Below are 14655 nucleotides of genomic sequence, written 5' to 3' on the forward strand. Positions count from 1 at the left end.
CGTAGGCGACGACGCCTCCATCGCTGCAGCGCCACAACTCGCGCATCGCGCTCTCGTCATCGCGGCTGAAGTTCATCACCGTCACGCGGGCGGCAACCGCGGCATCGACCTCGGCGAGCGTGCGAATGAAACTCGGGAAGAAGGACGGTTCGGTGCTCGCGGTCTTGATTAGGAGGCCGGCACCGGCGAGCAGCGCGGCGCATATCTCGTGGATCCCGGCCCCCGGCACGTTGCCCGCCATGATGAATCCGAGGAGCCGATCGGTGCGTGGAAGCCGCGGCGCGAGCGAAGCGAGCGAGTCGCGCGTCGCGGGAGCGAACAGGGCGTCGAGCGATTCTTCCAGCGAGGGGGACGTGATGCCGGTGGCGGCCGCGAGTTGGGATACCGCTTCGCAGCGGTGCGGGTATGCGGGATTGCGCCAGCGCTCCACCGTACTGGCGAGAGCGGCCGCGACGTGCGCCGAAGAACAGGATGCGGCGCTTCGCACGCGCGAGGCGGAAAGCGCTATTTCGGCGGGGCTCTTGTGGGTCTTGTCGGACGTTGCAGCGGCGAGTTCCTGCTCCTCAATGGGGCAAGGGTCCGCGAGCTGATGCGGCGAACCAGTCGTTTTTAGCGCACGATTCATTGTCGCTTGCGTTGCCCGCATCCTGGACCGGTCAATTGTCCCTTGTTGCGGAAAATTGCTCGATCCCGAGCGCGCAACCGCGCGCTTCGCTGTCCTCGGCGCGGCCGAGCACTCTGACGGTCCCTCCCTCTACGATTCCCAGGTCTCCAGTCAGAATCGCCGACACCGATCCGACGTTGGCCAGATCGAAGAAGCGTAGCAGGCCCGGGATACCATCCGGGACGCGGGTGAGGCTGGTTGGATCGACGGCCGCCACTGCGAGCCACGGCGGCCCCAGCTTGCCACGTTCCGCGGACGAGGCGCCGCCGCTCGGGTTGCGCGATTCGCGGGAATTGAACGGCGTTGCGTCGTACATCTGGGAGCACATCTCGGTCATACCGTACTCGTTGATCACGAGCGCCGGGGCGAGTCCCAGCAAGTCTTCCGAGTGGACGATGACCTCGTGCGGTCGAATCGGCACGCGTTGGCCCTTGGCGCCGCCAGTGTCCATCAGGCGCGACCCGCGTGCGAGCGAATACCTGGAATGCCGCGTCCGCAACTCTTCGAACAGCGCGCCCAGCGCCGCCGTCGTCGCCATCACACAGACCGGTTCACCGGCGAGCTCGGCCGAATCGAGAAACTCCAGGGCAGGCGCAATTTCGACCCCCTTGCGGCCGGCCGTGCAGAGCGCCGGACCAACGCCGAACTCCTCGATCATCCAGCTAATCATTTGCCCGAGCGACGACTCGGGCATCCGGTCGGCGGTCGGATGGAGGCTGAGCATCCGCATCCGGACGCCGTCGGGGAAAAGCATTTTCCTCAGGTGGCCCAGCGCCGACGCGCGATAAATATCGATACGGGGCACCCGATGGCGGCCGCGCTCGTCGCGCCCGGCGGTTGTGCCGCTGGTCATAAAGACGCGCTCGCCGGCTTGGTCAGGTGCTGTAACCGCGTCCGTCAGTTCGGCGTACTTGAACCCGGCAGTGCTTAGAGAGGGAACCTGGTCCACTGATCGAACCCCGTCCGGGCGCACTCCGATGCTCAGGCAATATTGGCGATACGGCGCAACGGTATCGAACTGATGGCGAAAGACGTTTAGCGCAAGCGCATCGAAGCGCGCCTGCTCGGGTGTGTGGATAAAGTCGAGGACCTGGTCGTAAATGGTCATGGTGGGGTCGCGTCGCGGGCTCTATGGGAGTGACAAAACACCTGCAACAAAACGCGTGCAAATCATGGCATCCCGGTGCATCGCTATTCAATCCCGCCCGCTGATCTGCTAGGTAATTGGCGGGGTTGTGTGGTTGTGGTGGGGTGCCTTTGCCGGATTACGGGACATAGATGAAAAAATTTATCGCGGGTGTGGTGGTCGGCTTTGGGCTGAGTTGTGCGGTGGTCTTTGCCGCTCCTAATTTCGATCACAACGGTTCCTACTGGAATCAGCTGAACGCGTCGGCCAAGAGCGGTTACGTCAACGGCTACAGCGACGCGATGCAGGTCAGCGTCGGCAAACTCAACGTGCTGACGACTGCCGCCAATCTCTTCCATTGGAAGGGCGCCGACCGAATTATCCGTCAATTGTCGCATGAACTGGCGATGTTGGAGTTGAAGCCCGAAGATGCTGTAAAGCGTCTCGATACGCTTTACGCCAATCGAAAGTACTCCGAACTTGATCTCGGCACGGCGCTGCAAGTGCTGGCGATTGACAACGGCGACCAGGGCGTAGCACACGCGACAGAGAAATAGAGCTTCTCGCCCGGCGGCTTCCTTGCCGGGTAACGTATCGTCTCTGTCTTGAATTTTGCGGGCCGCGAACCTAAACGCGGCGATGCCGCAGTGGGCCTTTCTCCTCGTCCCGGTGCCGCGAGTTAACGCGGCGTTGACAATTCTGCTCCCGCGAATTTAGGGTTCTCCGAGCCCATCGGTAGGAGAGCGGCGACCGGGAAAGGTAAGTGCAAAAGCTCGTCGACGTAAAATTCTACTATGCGTACACGAGTCCGGTCTCCTATCTAGCCAAGGATCCGGCCTACGCGCTCGAACTCTCGCATCACGTGCGCCTGCGCTACATCCCGTACGGCGTCGATATCAGGCGCGTTTACGGCGACGTGCTGACGCGGAGCGAACGCGACCGGCGCAAGCTGCGCTATCTCTACTTCGACGCGCGGCGGATGGCGCGCGAGCGCGGCGCGGTAATTTATCCGCCCAAGAGGATTTTCAGCGCCCGGCCCGCCTTTTACGGCGGCTTCTGCGCCGACGACCAGGGGCTGTTCCGCCCCTTTTCCGACCGCGTGTACCAGCGCTTCTGGAAGAGCGAGCTCGAGGTCGAAAATCCCGATGCGCTGGCGGCGATTCTCGAGGAGGTCGGAGCCGACAGCGCGATCTTCCGCCGCTGGATCGAAGACGAGGAAAGCGAAGCCAAGCCGCGGCTCAAGCGATGCTTCGCCGAGGCCGCCGCGGACCACGTCTTCGGCGTACCCACCTTCGTTGTCGACGGCGAGATCTTCTGGGGCTATGACCGGATGCCGTGGCTGGTCAGGAAGCTGGACGCGATGGAACTGCGCCGCTGAGGAGACGCTGCCGCGGTCAATCGGCCTGCGACCGGGCAGTTTCCATCAGGAATCTCTTCAGATCCGTCGCGCGCATCTCGTCGATCGCGACGCGGCCGACCCACGCGAGCGTGCGCGCATCGGCGGTGACGAACGTATCGGCCGCCGCGGCACCGGTTATCGCGTGCGCGATCTCGTTTGCTTCTTCGGCGCGCATCGTGCGGTTCTCGGCGCTGAGCGCACACGCGAGCGACATCGCCGCGCCCACCCACATCCTGACGCTCCGTAGCGCGAGCAGCGCCTCGCCGCCGTATCGGGCGCACTCCGCGCCGGCGCCGGCGCGCGCGGCGAGCTCGGCCGCCGCCTCAGGCGCCTTGCTCGCGAAATACTTCTCGAAGGTGGCGCTTTCGCGCGGAGGCGCGAAGCGCGCCGTCCATTCGGCCACAAATTCGCCCAGGTCTGCGATGAACGTCTCGCGCTCGCGCCGGGCCGCTTCGAGCGCCTCGGTGAAATCGTCGTTCAGCTCCTCGCCGTCGCTTTCGAGGATCTCGGAGATTCCGGTGGTCACCGCGCTCTGCATCGCGCCGCGCAGAAACGCGCCCGGCGCCTGCGCGCCCGCGCCGACCGCGCGCAAGTCATCGGCGAGCAGCCGGCCGCAGGGCTTCAGCAGCACCCGCCAGTTGCTGATCGAGAGCAGCAGGCGCACCTGCGCCGCCATCGCGTGCGGCGAGAGGGCCCGGGCGAGCACGATTTCTTCGAGGTTGTGCAATCCGAGCGGAATCGAAACATTACGGCCGTAAATTGCCTTGCGCAGCGCGCCGACGTCGGCCGCGGTGCAATCGATCTTACGGTAGAGATGGCCGAAGGCGCTGGTAGCGAGATACGCGATCATCGGGACGCCCTTTGGCGACGCCCTCCGGGGCCGCGGCCTATAACTCGGGGCTCGCTTGCAGGAAGCTCTCGCCCATCAGCCACGTATCGACCGCGCGCGCACACTCGCGGCCTTCCCAAATAGCCCACACCACGAGCGATTGTCCGCGCCGCGTATCGCCCGCCGCGAATACTCCCGGCAGGCTCGACATGTAGTTTTCGCAGAGCACGTTGCTGCGCGGGTCGAGCTTAAGTCCGAGCTGCGAGATGATGCCGTCCGGCTCCGGCCCCAGGAAGCCCAGCGCGAGCAGCACCAGCTCGCACTCGATGAGGAAGTTGCTGTCCGGCACTTCTTCCATCACCATGCGGCCGTTTTCCTGCTTCCACTGGAGCTTGACCCCTTCAAGCGCCTTGAGCACGCCGTTTTCGCCGATGAAGCGCCTGGTGTTGATGCTCCAGTCGCGCACCACGCCTTCCTCGTGCGAGGTCGAAGTCCGCAGGATCATCGGCCAGTCCGGCCACGGCATCGACGCGGTGCGCCGCTCGGGCGGCATCGGCAGCAGCTCGTACTGGTAAACCAGGCTTGCGCCCTGGCGATTCGAAGTGCCGAGGCAATCCGACCCGGTGTCGCCCCCACCCAAGATCACGACCTTTTTTCCCGTGGCGCTGATTGCAACCGCGGGGTCGATGGTGTCGCCGGCGTTGCGGCGGTTCTGTTGCGGCAGAAATTCCATCGCGAAATGCACGCCCTTCAACTCCCGGCCCGGAATCGGAAGGTCGCGCGGCTTGGTCGCGCCCATCGTCAGTACAATCGCGTCGTTCTGCGCGCGCAGCTCGTCGGCATGGATGTCGAAGCCGACGCGGCAGTTGGTGACGATATTGACGCCCTCGGCCCGCATCTGCTCGGTCCGCCGATGAACGAAGCGCTTCTCGAGCTTGAAATCCGGAATCCCGTACATCAGGAGCCCGCCGACGCGGTCGGAGCGCTCGTAGAGCGTCACGTCATGGCCGGCGCGCGCCAGTTGCTGGGCGCAGGCGAGGCCCGACGGTCCCGATCCGACAACGGCGACACGCTTGCCGGTCTTGCGCGCGGGCGGGAGCGGCGTGACCCATCCTTGGGCCCACGCGTGATCGATGATGTTCCGTTCGATCAGCTTGATCGTGACCGGGTCGTTGTTGATGTTGAGGACGCACGCCTCTTCGCAGGGCGCGGGGCAGACGCGTCCGGTGAATTCGGGGAAATTGTTGGTCGAATGCAGGCGCTCGATCGCGTCCTGCCAGCGCCCGCGATACACGAGGTCGTTAAAGTCCGGGATGATATTGCCGAGCGGGCAGCCCTTGTGGCAAAAGGGGATGCCGCAATCCATGCAGCGCGCGCCCTGCGCGCGCAACTTGTCCTCGGGCACCTTGAGATCGTATTCGCGCCAGTCGTGCAAGCGCTCGCTCACCGGGCGCCGCGCCGGCGTTTCGCGCTTGATCTCCATGAATCCCGTTATCTTGCCCATCGCTTCTCCAATCCGCCGTCCGGCCGCGCTCATCCCTGGCGGCCGCGTTTCTCGCTGCCCAGATGCCCTAAAGGCGCTGAGCGGCCGCCCGCCTATACCGCGGCCAGACGCGCCATGTCGTTGCTCGTTCCGAGATGCTGGCGCTCCAGCACCGCGCGGTACTCGGTCGGCATCACCCTGACGAACTTCGCGGCGTATCCGTCCCAATCGGCGAGGATACGCTCAGCGAGTTTGCTTCCGGTGTATTGATGGTGCCGCACGATCAGCGCATGCACGCGCTTTCGCTCGTCGGCGTTGTCGAGCGGTCCCAACTCCACCATTCCGGTGTTGCAGCGCGTGCTGAAGCTCGCGTCCTCGTCGAGCACGTAGGCGGTTCCGCCGCTCATCCCGGCGGCGAAGTTGCGCCCGGTGCGCCCCAGCACGACCACGGTGCCGCGCGTCATGTACTCGCATCCGTGATCGCCGACGCCTTCGACGACCGCCGTCGCTCCGCTGTTGCGTACGGCGAAGCGCTCACCGGCGACGCCGGAGAAAAACGCCTCGCCGGCGGTTGCGCCGTAGAGCGCGACGTTGCCGATGATGATGTTGTTCTCGGCGGTGAAGGTGGCCTCGCGCGGCGGCCGTACCGTGATGAAGCCGCCGGAAAGCCCTTTGCCGCAGTAGTCGTTGGCGTCGCCCTCGAGATGGAGCGCCACGCCCGGAGCGAGCCATGCGCCGAAGCTCTGTCCCGCCGAGCCCTTCAGGTTGATCTTGATCGTGTAGGGCGGCAAACCGTCCTCGCCGAAGCGGCGCGAGACCTCGGAGGAGAGAATCGTGCCGACGGTGCGATTGACGTTGCGGATCGGCAAGTTGATCTCGACCGGCTTGCGATGTTCGAGCGCGTCCGCGCTGAGCTCGAGCAACTGCTGATCGAGCGCATGCTCGATGCCGTGGTCCTGCTTCTCGACGCAATGCAGCGGCTCGTCGGGGCCGACCGGCGGACGGTGCAGGATGCGGCTTAAGTCGATGTTGCGCGCCTTCCAGTGCTGGATCGCCTCGTTGGCGTCGAGGCATTCGACATGCCCGACCATCTCGGCCACGCTGCGGAAGCCCAACTGCGCCATGTATTCGCGCATTTCCTCCGCGATGAACATCATCAGGTTCACCACGTGCTCGGGCTTGCCCTCGAACTTCTTGCGCAGTTCGGGATCCTGCGTCGCGACGCCGACCGGGCAGGTGTTGAGATGGCACACGCGCATCATGATGCAGCCCGAGGCCACCAGCGCGGCGCTGGCGAAGCCGTACTCCTCGGCGCCGAGCAGCGCCGCGATCGTCACGTCGCGCCCGGTCTTGAGCTGGCCGTCGGTCTCGACGTGGATGCGCCCGCGCAGACCGTTCATCACCAGGATCTGCTGGGTTTCGGCGAGCCCGAGCTCCCACGGCGCGCCCGCATGCTTGATCGAAGTGAGCGGCGAAGCGCCGGTGCCGCCGTCGTGTCCGCTGATCAGCACCACGTCGGCCTTGGCCTTAGCGACGCCGGCCGCGACCGTCCCGACGCCGACTTCGGCTACCAGCTTGACGCTGACGCGCGCGCGGCGGTTGGAGTTCTTGAGGTCGTGTATGAGCTGCGCCAGGTCCTCGATCGAATAGATGTCGTGATGGGGCGGTGGCGAGATGAGGCCGACGCCGGGCGTCGAGTAGCGAATTTTGGCGATGAAATCGTCGACCTTGTGGCCGGGTAGCTGGCCGCCCTCGCCGGGCTTCGCGCCCTGCGCCATCTTGATCTGCAGCTCGTCGGCGTTGACCAGGTACCAGCTGGTCACGCCGAAGCGCGCCGAGGCGACCTGCTTGATTGCGCTGCGCCGCCAATCGCCGTTGGGGTCGCGCACGAAACGCGCCGGGTCCTCGCCGCCCTCGCCGGTGTTGGACTTGCCGCCGATCCGGTTCATCGCGATCGCCAGGTTCTCGTGCGCCTCCTTGCCGATCGACCCGAACGACATCGCGCCCGTCTTGAAGCGCTTGACGATCGCGGAGGCCGGCTCGACCTCCTCGATCGGCACCGGCGGGCGCTCGAACTTGAACTTGAGCAGGCTGCGCAGCGTCGCCAGGTTGCGGCTGTGATCGTCGACCAGGCGCGTGTACTCCTTGAACATCTTGTAGTTGCCCGAGCGCACCGCGTGCTGGAGCTTGGCGATGGTGTTCGGGTTGTACATGTGATGCTCGCCGCGTCGGCGCCACTGGTATTGCCCGCCCGCTTCGAGCTGATGGTCGAGGTTGGGCATGATGTCGAAGGCGCGGTGATGGCGATTGGCGGTCTCGCGCGCGATCGCCTCGAGCCCCACGCCGCCCACGCGCGACGCGGTCCAGGTGAAGTAGCGGTCGATCACGTCCTGGCTTAGCCCGATGGCCTCGAAAATTTGCGCCCCGCGATAGCTCTGCACGGTCGAGATGCCCATCTTGGAGGCGACCTTGATCAGGCTCTTCACCACCGACTTGTTGAAGTGCTCGACCGCGGCCTCTTCGTCGACCTCCTTGAGGACGCCATCGTCGATCATCTCGGCCATCGTGGCGTACGCGAGATAAGGGTTGACCGCGCCCGCGCCATAGCCGACCAGCAGGCAGAAGTGTTGCGCCTCGCGCGGCTCGCCCGATTCGACCACCAGGCCCGCGCGCGTGCGCGTGCCTTCGCGGATCAGGTGGTGATGCACGGCGCCGGTCGCGAGCAAACTGGGTATCGGTGCGTGCTCGCGGTCCACTCCGCGGTCGGAGAGCACGAGGATCGCTGCGCCGCCGGCGATCGCTTCAGAGGCGCCGCGACAGAGGCGCTCGAGCGCGCCGCGCAATCCGGCCTCGCCGTCGGCGACGCGGTACAGCGTTGACAGCGTAGCCGTGCGCAGGCCGGGTTTGTTGAGGCGCTTGATCTTTTCCAGCTCGACGTTGGTGATTACCGGCCGCGCCAGTTTGAGCTGGCGGCAGTGCGCCGGCGTTTCCTCGAACAGGTTCTGCTCCGAGCCGATCGTGGTGATGGCGGAGGTCACCAGTTCCTCGCGGATCGGATCGATCGGCGGATTGGTGACCTGGGCGAATAGCTGTTTGAAGTAGTTGAAGAGCAGCGGCGACTTGTCCGACAGCACCGCGAGCGGCGTGTCGGTGCCCATCGAACCCACCGGCTCCTGACCGTTGACCGCCATCGGCGCCAGGATCATTTTCAGCTCTTCGGTCGTGTAACCGAAGGCCTGCTGCTGCTTGGGCAGGTCCTCTGCCTCGAAGCTCGAGATCGGCGGCGCGTTGGGCGGCTCGGGAAGCTCGTCGAGATCGGTCAGGTTTTCGTCGAGCCATTGCCGGTACGGTTTGCGCGCCGAGATCGAGGCCTTGATCTCCTCGTCCTCGACGATGCGGCCCTCGACCGTATCGATGAAGAACATGCGGCCCGGCTGCAGGCGGCCCTTGCGCTCGACCTGCGCGGGCGGGATGTCGAGCACGCCGGCTTCGGAAGCCATCACGACCAGCCCGTCCTTGGTCACCAGGTAGCGCGACGGCCGGAGCCCGTTGCGGTCGAGCACGGCGCCGATGCGCCGTCCGTCGGTGAATGCGATCGAGGCTGGTCCGTCCCACGGCTCCATCAGGCTCGAATGGTATTCGTAGAACGCGCGCTTGCCCGCGCTCATCAGTTCGTCGTTCTGCCACGCCTCCGGAATCATCATCATTACCGCGTGCGGCAGCGAGCGCCCGGTGCGCACCAGCAGCTCGAGGCAGTTGTCGAACATGGCCGAGTCGCTGCCCGTCGGCTCGATGATCGGCAGCAGCTTGGCCATGTCATCGCCGAACAGCGGCGAGGCGAACTGGCCCTGCCGCGCCGCCATCCAGTTGATATTGCCCCGCAGCGTGTTGATTTCGCCGTTGTGGCACAGGAAGCGGTACGGATGGGCGCGATCCCAGCTCGGAAAGGTATTGGTCGAAAACCTCTGATGGACCATCGCAAGCGCGGTCTTGATTTCGGGGTCGCGCAGGTCGGGATAGAACTCCGGAATCTGGGTCGAGATCAACTGGCCTTTGTAAATCACGGTCGCCGCCGAAAGGCTGCAGAAGTAAAACAGCTCGCCTTCCTGAAGACCGACCGAGCCGCTTGCGCCCGCGATCGCCTTGCGGATGACGTAGAGCTTGCGCTCGAGCGCCTCGGCGTCGGCGATGCCGTTGCCGCGGGCGATAAATACCTGGCGCACCATCGGCAGCCCCAGCCGCGCCACGTCGCCGCACGCGCTTTCCACCACCGGGACCGTCCGCCATCCAAGCAGCCGCTGACCCTCCTCGGCGACCACCCGCTCCACCACCGCCTCGGCCGCCTGCCGCCGCTCGGGATCCAGCGGCAGAAAGACCTGGCCAACGCCGTACTCGCCCGGCGCCGGCAGTGCAAAGCCCAGCTTGTCCGCTTCGCGTGCGAAAAATTCGTGCGGAATCTGCAGCAGCACGCCGGCGCCATCGCCGGTGCGCGGGTCGCATCCGCAGGCTCCGCGATGGGTCAGGTTGTCGAGCACCTGGAGCCCTTTCTGCAGGATATCGTGGGAGCGCACGCCCTTGATGTTGACCACGAAACCGACGCCGCAGGCGTCGTGCTCGTGCGCTGGATCATAGAGGCCCTGGCGGGGGGGAATGCCGCGATGTTGATGCATTGCTACGTCCTTTTCGAATCTCCCAACCCGTTTTTGGCCACGCCATGGCGATGGCGCCGGCCGTTTCCCGGGTCGCCCGCCTCTTCGGCGGCGACCGTTATCTGCGTGCGTTCGGTATGGGTCGAAAGCACCACCATCGTCTCGGTGCGCGTCACGCCCTCGATCAGCCGGATGGCGCGGATGAGCTCCTCGAGCGTCGAGGTGTTTGCGGTCTTTATCTTGAGCAGCAGCGTGTGCTCGCCGGTGATGTGATGACACTCGAGGACGTCGTCGATAAGCTCGATGGTCTCCTCGAACAGGCTGATTGTCTTCGGATGAGCGATCGAGACGCCGATGAAGGCGGTAACATCCTTACCCAGGAGCTTGGCGTCCACCGCCGCGTGATAGCCCAGGATGATTCCGCCGTCTTCGAGCTTCTTTACGCGCTCGATGACCGAAGGCGCCGACAACCCCACCTGCTCGCCGAGCTTGACGTGTGCGATTCTCCCGTGATCCTGAAGAATTGACAGGATCTGGAGATCGATAGCGTCGAGGTCGGGAGCTTCCCCGCCTGATTTCATAAGGAAAACCTCATTGCGAGCTGCTGAATCTATCAGATTCTGGGGTTGTGTCAAAGGTTTATTAGGTCAAGTGTGAAACTTAATCGCGTTTCCGAAGGATCGAGATCGGCGCTCCTTAAGAATAACCACCGATAGGGGGATCTCGGTCCTCCTTTTGTAAACGATTGGGGCTCGATGCCTCGAAACCATAAAGCTGAATAAACCGACTGCCTAAATACGTCCTTCTTAGTAGGGAGATGGCCCCAATCCTGCTTCTCCGTGGTGCAAGGCGATCGAGTCCCGAGAGAAAGTTTTCATCTGAGGCTTTACGGGCGTGTTAAGTTTCGTGTAGAAGGGCCAGAACCAATGAGACCGGGCAGAACCAGCGACGCGAAATCGAAAGATGCGCGCTTTACGAGATTCGGGAGTAAGCGGTTATAACCGCTTCACGCGACTATGGCCGAGTCCTGTATCGACGTTGCCCATAATCTATCCGCCCTTGTCTGTGATCCCATCTTCTATGGCGCCGGCGTACCGAAAGGCGACGGCCGGCCGGTCCTGTTGATCCCAGGGTTTTTCGCCGGCGATTGGTCGCTCTCGGTGCTTTCGCGATGGTTGTCGCGAGTCGGTTACCGTCCGTATCTGTCGGGAATCGACTGGAACGTCGGATGTCCCGACGAAAAGTCGGAACGGCTCGGATGGCGCATCGCGCGAATCACGGATGAATGCGGAATGCCCGCGGTGGTAATCGGGCACAGCCTCGGCGGCGTGCTGGCGCGCGCGCTCGCGGTCAAATATCCCGCGCGGGTGCATCACGTGGTGACGCTCGGATCACCGTCGCAGATCTCGTGGAGTGCGGTGCGCGCGCGCTATCGGCCGGCGATCCGAGGCTTCCAGGCATTGTGGCAAGCGTTCAACAACCGTCCAGCGCAATGCGGAACGGACCAATGCGAGTGTCACTTCGGAGTCGCCGTCAGTTCGCGGTTTCCGCGCGGAGTGAAACTCAGTTCGTTCTACACGCGCACCGACGAGGTTGTTGACTGGCGCGCGTGCGTCCATCCCGAGGGCGACAACTACGAGGTCCGCGGAGGCCACGCCAGCATGGCCGTGAACCGCGAGGTCTACCGCCTGCTCGGCGTTATCCTGGCTGCGGGAAGGCCCGAGTTCAGTTCCGCCACGTCCGCGACCTCCGCGCCGGCGGGAGTCTAGCCTCCTCCTTCGGTGGGGACGGGCGCCGGGCGCTGGCGCGTCCTCGACACAACCTCCGCCCGCAACGCGATCTAACGATCGTGCGAATAGCAGTCGATCTCGTTTGAAGCCTCAGTCCGGGGCGGCGCAGGAAGCCTCCCGGTACGCGCCCTCATTTGACATCCAGATGTGACTTGTTGCCGGATTGAGCCCGCGGCGCGCCCGGATAATGATTGGCCATCCACACCAGCAGAGCAAAAATGGCTGCGAGCGAGCTGAAGAACATTCCCATCAGAATTGCGCGCCGCACGCGCTTGACGTGCGGGCTTCGCGGACGGAGCCGCTTCGCGCGGCCGGTGACCGGCACGTTCGCCGGATCTTTCAGGTCCGCGAGCATCTCGGCGGTGCTCTGGTAGCGGTTGCGCGGCGAGCGTTCGATCGCGTGCAGGACAACTTCCTCGAGATGGGGGTCGATCTCGGGCACGAAGGCGCTCGGCGGCTGCGGATCCTCGTTCGCCTTCGCCCGCATCATCGCGTAAACGCTGTCGCCTGAAAACGGCAGGTTCCCGGTGACCATCTCGAACAGTATCGTGCCCAGCGCATAGACGTCCGTGCGAGCATCGCCGTGGCGTCCGCTGACCTGTTCGGGCGCCATGTAGTCGGGTGTGCCGAGGGTGGTCCTGAGTCCCGACCAGGTGAGCCGGCGCGCCGACTCGTCGAGCGCGATCCCAAAGTCCATCAGCTTGAGCTTGCCGTCGGCGGTGATCAGCGCGTTTTCGGGCTTGAGGTCGCGATGAATGATGCCGTTGCGGTGCATGTAAACCATCGCCTCGCAAATCTGGCGGGCAAATTCGAGCGCGCGTTCCGCCGCCAGTGGCTGCTGCTCGCGCATGATCGCCCGCAGTGAGACGCCCTCGATGTACTCCATCACGATGTACATCCGGCTGCGGTGCCGCGGGGCCAGCACCTTGATGACGTTGGGATGGTCGAGGCGGCGGCCGATCTCCTCCTCGCGTTGGAAGCGGCGGTAGAAAACCACGTCGCTTTCGAACTGCAGGTAAGGAACCTTGATCGCGACCGTGTCGCCACTCAGACGATCGTGAGCCTTGAAGATCGACGCCATGCCGCTGCGCGCGATGAGTTCGGTGAGGTCGTACTGGTCGAGCTTCTCACCCGCGCTTACCTCGCGCATCATTGGCAAAGCCTGTCCCCCCAACACATGGGCGCGGACGCTAACACCGCTGCTTCGGCCTCCGCAACGCGTCCGGCTCGCCCGCGGTGGCGCCGCGCGAAGCGGGCGCGAGCGCAATCAACCCGTCCGCGCAAGAATCCTCCTGAGCCGCGCAAGCAGGCCCGCGCCGCCGGCGCCTTTCTCAAATGGCGTTGCGCCGTTCATAGCAAAGACCGCGGCGGTTACATTGTCCTCGCTGCCGCGCGCCTTGGCCGCCGTGATGAGCGCCCTGCAGGTCGCGGCCGCGCCGCCCGCGCGCATCAGGCGCCGGAGTTCGCGCTCTTCGAGCACGTTGTAGAGCCCGTCGCTGCAGAGCAGAACGCGGTCGCCCCGCAGCAGCGGCATCGAGAAGCGGCCCACCGACACGATCAACTCGCGGCCGAGCGAGCGGCTGAGCATCGAACGCTCCGAATGATTGCGCGCGTCCGCCGCTTTCATCAGGCCCATCCGCACACTTTCGGCTACGACGGTATGGTCCCGGGTCATCTGCCGGATGCGCCCGCGGCGCGCGAGATAGACGCGGCAATCGCCCACGTGCGCTGCGCAGAGCCGGCCGTTCTCGACCGCCGCCGCGGTCAACGTCGTGCCCATCAGGCGCAGCGCGGACACCGCGGTCGCACGCTGGTGAATCTCGATGTTGGCGCGCTGGACGGCGCGATGGAGCCGGAGCGCCGCGCCCCATTCGCACGGGCTTTCGCGATAGGCCTCGAGCGTGATCTCGACCGCCATACGGCTCGCGACCTCGCCGCCCGCGTATCCGCCGACACCGTCGGCGACCACGAACACCGCGGCCTGCGGCTCTTCGATGAAGCAGCCGCAAGCATCCTGATTGTCGGGCCGGTCGCCGGCATCGGAAAGCACCGCGAGGTCGAAACTCCGCGGCACCGAGTCCGGAGAGCCCGGACGGCTCACCGGGTCCGGCCCGCTCCGATCGGACATGCGCCGCTCAATCGTCTCGCTGCGCCGGGCCGCCACTCATCGGCGCGAGCAGCGCGCGCTCTTGTGCTCGCGTTTCAGAACGCGAGGCCAGGCTGCGAAAGGAAATCATTCCTTTCGCGCCCCGAGCAATTCCTTCTCGGCGCTCAGCCAATCGGCGAGATCGTCGCCGTGAGCGCCGCCGCGCGCGAGAAAGAATTCGTAGGCGCGCACCCGTATGCTCTCGATGTTCACTTCGCCGTTCGATCCGCCATTGGCCGCGCGCGTGTGGTCCAGCGCGTTGGATTTCTGTATCGCTGCTGCGCCTTCTTTTGCTGCATTCCTGGTCCGTCGGCGCGTAGTTGTTCCGCTCCCCTTTCTAACCGTAGCCATCTCTTTCAAAAAACCTCCTTGAGAGAGACGTTCGCCTTTACATCGCGCTTGTGCGACAGGCCCAGTGTATATCGTCAAACCGTGTTAGCCGAGATTTTGCGGCATCGGTTGTTATCCGTGTCTTGCCAGGCGCCAGAAAAAAAGCGCGGTCACTTTTCAAAGTGAGCGGCCGTCCGTTCTCGCTAAGGAGACCGGACGGCCGCTTAACGGCGCCGCGC

General features: G+C 64.7%; 12 protein-coding genes. 3 read left to right on the forward strand and 9 right to left on the reverse strand.

What is annotated here, in order from left to right; translation table 11 throughout:
- Together VMI09_07110 and VMI09_07115 are read right to left on the reverse strand one after the other, a co-directional pair.
- Positions 1-625: acyl-CoA reductase (locus VMI09_07110; protein ID HTQ24450.1), on the reverse strand; the 625-nt coding region annotated here is incomplete at its 3' end.
- A 31-nt stretch (positions 626-656) separates the two neighbouring features.
- Positions 657-1772, reverse strand: a complete 1116-nt coding sequence (locus VMI09_07115) for a hypothetical protein (GenBank protein HTQ24451.1) — start codon at positions 1770-1772, stop codon at positions 657-659.
- A gap of 170 nt (positions 1773-1942) precedes the next feature.
- Between VMI09_07115 and VMI09_07120 the strand changes: the two genes are divergently transcribed.
- Entirely contained in the window at positions 1943-2347 is a 405-nt protein-coding gene (locus VMI09_07120; GenBank protein HTQ24452.1) for a hypothetical protein, read from the forward strand.
- 206 nt (positions 2348-2553) lie between these two features.
- Positions 2554-3168 (forward strand): DsbA family protein, encoded by a 615-nt coding sequence (locus tag VMI09_07125; GenBank protein HTQ24453.1) that lies wholly within the window; start codon positions 2554-2556, stop codon positions 3166-3168.
- Positions 3169-3184: 16 nt separating this feature from the next.
- On the opposite strand, the gene VMI09_07130 is transcribed toward VMI09_07125, so the two are convergent.
- The 4 genes from VMI09_07130 to VMI09_07145 form a co-directional block, all read right to left on the reverse strand.
- A complete protein-coding gene (locus tag VMI09_07130) occupies positions 3185-4039 on the reverse strand; it encodes a hypothetical protein (GenBank protein ID HTQ24454.1) in 855 nt (284 codons plus the stop codon).
- 37 nt (positions 4040-4076) lie between these two features.
- On the reverse strand, positions 4077-5522 hold the full coding sequence (locus VMI09_07135) for a glutamate synthase subunit beta (GenBank protein ID HTQ24455.1): 1446 nt from the start codon (positions 5520-5522) through the stop codon (positions 4077-4079).
- Positions 5523-5614: 92 nt separating this feature from the next.
- Positions 5615-10171, reverse strand: coding sequence for a glutamate synthase large subunit (gene gltB / locus VMI09_07140; GenBank protein ID HTQ24456.1), 4557 nt, complete (start codon positions 10169-10171; stop codon positions 5615-5617).
- Between the two features lie 2 nt (positions 10172-10173).
- Positions 10174-10731: an Lrp/AsnC family transcriptional regulator gene (locus tag VMI09_07145; GenBank protein HTQ24457.1), complete on the reverse strand. Its 558-nt coding sequence runs from the start codon at positions 10729-10731 to the stop codon at positions 10174-10176.
- A 435-nt stretch (positions 10732-11166) separates the two neighbouring features.
- On the opposite strand from VMI09_07145, the gene VMI09_07150 reads away from it, so the two are divergent.
- Complete coding sequence (locus tag VMI09_07150) at positions 11167-11919, forward strand: alpha/beta hydrolase (GenBank protein ID HTQ24458.1); 753 nt, start codon at positions 11167-11169, stop codon at positions 11917-11919.
- Between the two features lie 151 nt (positions 11920-12070).
- On the opposite strand, the gene VMI09_07155 is transcribed toward VMI09_07150, so the two are convergent.
- The 3 genes from VMI09_07155 to VMI09_07165 all read right to left on the reverse strand — a co-directional run bounded on the left by VMI09_07155 (position 12071) and on the right by VMI09_07165 (position 14437).
- A complete protein-coding gene (locus VMI09_07155) occupies positions 12071-13090 on the reverse strand; it encodes a serine/threonine-protein kinase (GenBank protein HTQ24459.1) in 1020 nt (339 codons plus the stop codon).
- A gap of 117 nt (positions 13091-13207) precedes the next feature.
- Positions 13208-14068, reverse strand: a complete 861-nt coding sequence (locus tag VMI09_07160; protein HTQ24460.1) for a protein phosphatase 2C domain-containing protein — start codon at positions 14066-14068, stop codon at positions 13208-13210.
- Positions 14069-14173: 105 nt separating this feature from the next.
- Positions 14174-14437: a DUF2934 domain-containing protein gene (locus tag VMI09_07165; protein ID HTQ24461.1), complete on the reverse strand. Its 264-nt coding sequence runs from the start codon at positions 14435-14437 to the stop codon at positions 14174-14176.
- Positions 14438-14655 lie beyond the last annotated feature (218 nt).

It is taken from the genome of Candidatus Binataceae bacterium, from assembly GCA_035500095.1.
In the GTDB taxonomy this organism is placed as follows: Bacteria; Desulfobacterota; Binatia; order Binatales; family Binataceae; genus JAKAVN01.

What these genes read in the sequence shown, in the direction of transcription:
- VMI09_07160 (HTQ24460.1), bottom strand. Translation starts at nt 14,068, where the DNA reads ATGTCCGATCGGAGCGGGCCGGACCCGGTGAGCCGTCCGGGCTCTCCG.
- VMI09_07150 (HTQ24458.1), top strand. Translation starts at nt 11,167, where the DNA reads ATGGCCGAGTCCTGTATCGACGTTGCCCATAATCTATCCGCCCTTGTC.
- VMI09_07155 (HTQ24459.1), bottom strand. Translation starts at nt 13,090, where the DNA reads ATGCGCGAGGTAAGCGCGGGTGAGAAGCTCGACCAGTACGACCTCACC.
- gltB (HTQ24456.1), bottom strand. Translation starts at nt 10,171, where the DNA reads ATGCATCAACATCGCGGCATTCCCCCCCGCCAGGGCCTCTATGATCCA.
- VMI09_07145 (HTQ24457.1), bottom strand. Translation starts at nt 10,731, where the DNA reads ATGAAATCAGGCGGGGAAGCTCCCGACCTCGACGCTATCGATCTCCAG.
- VMI09_07135 (HTQ24455.1), bottom strand. Translation starts at nt 5,522, where the DNA reads ATGGGCAAGATAACGGGATTCATGGAGATCAAGCGCGAAACGCCGGCG.
- VMI09_07115 (HTQ24451.1), bottom strand. Translation starts at nt 1,772, where the DNA reads ATGACCATTTACGACCAGGTCCTCGACTTTATCCACACACCCGAGCAG.
- VMI09_07130 (HTQ24454.1), bottom strand. Translation starts at nt 4,039, where the DNA reads ATGATCGCGTATCTCGCTACCAGCGCCTTCGGCCATCTCTACCGTAAG.
- VMI09_07165 (HTQ24461.1), bottom strand. Translation starts at nt 14,437, where the DNA reads ATGGCTACGGTTAGAAAGGGGAGCGGAACAACTACGCGCCGACGGACC.
- VMI09_07120 (HTQ24452.1), top strand. Translation starts at nt 1,943, where the DNA reads ATGAAAAAATTTATCGCGGGTGTGGTGGTCGGCTTTGGGCTGAGTTGT.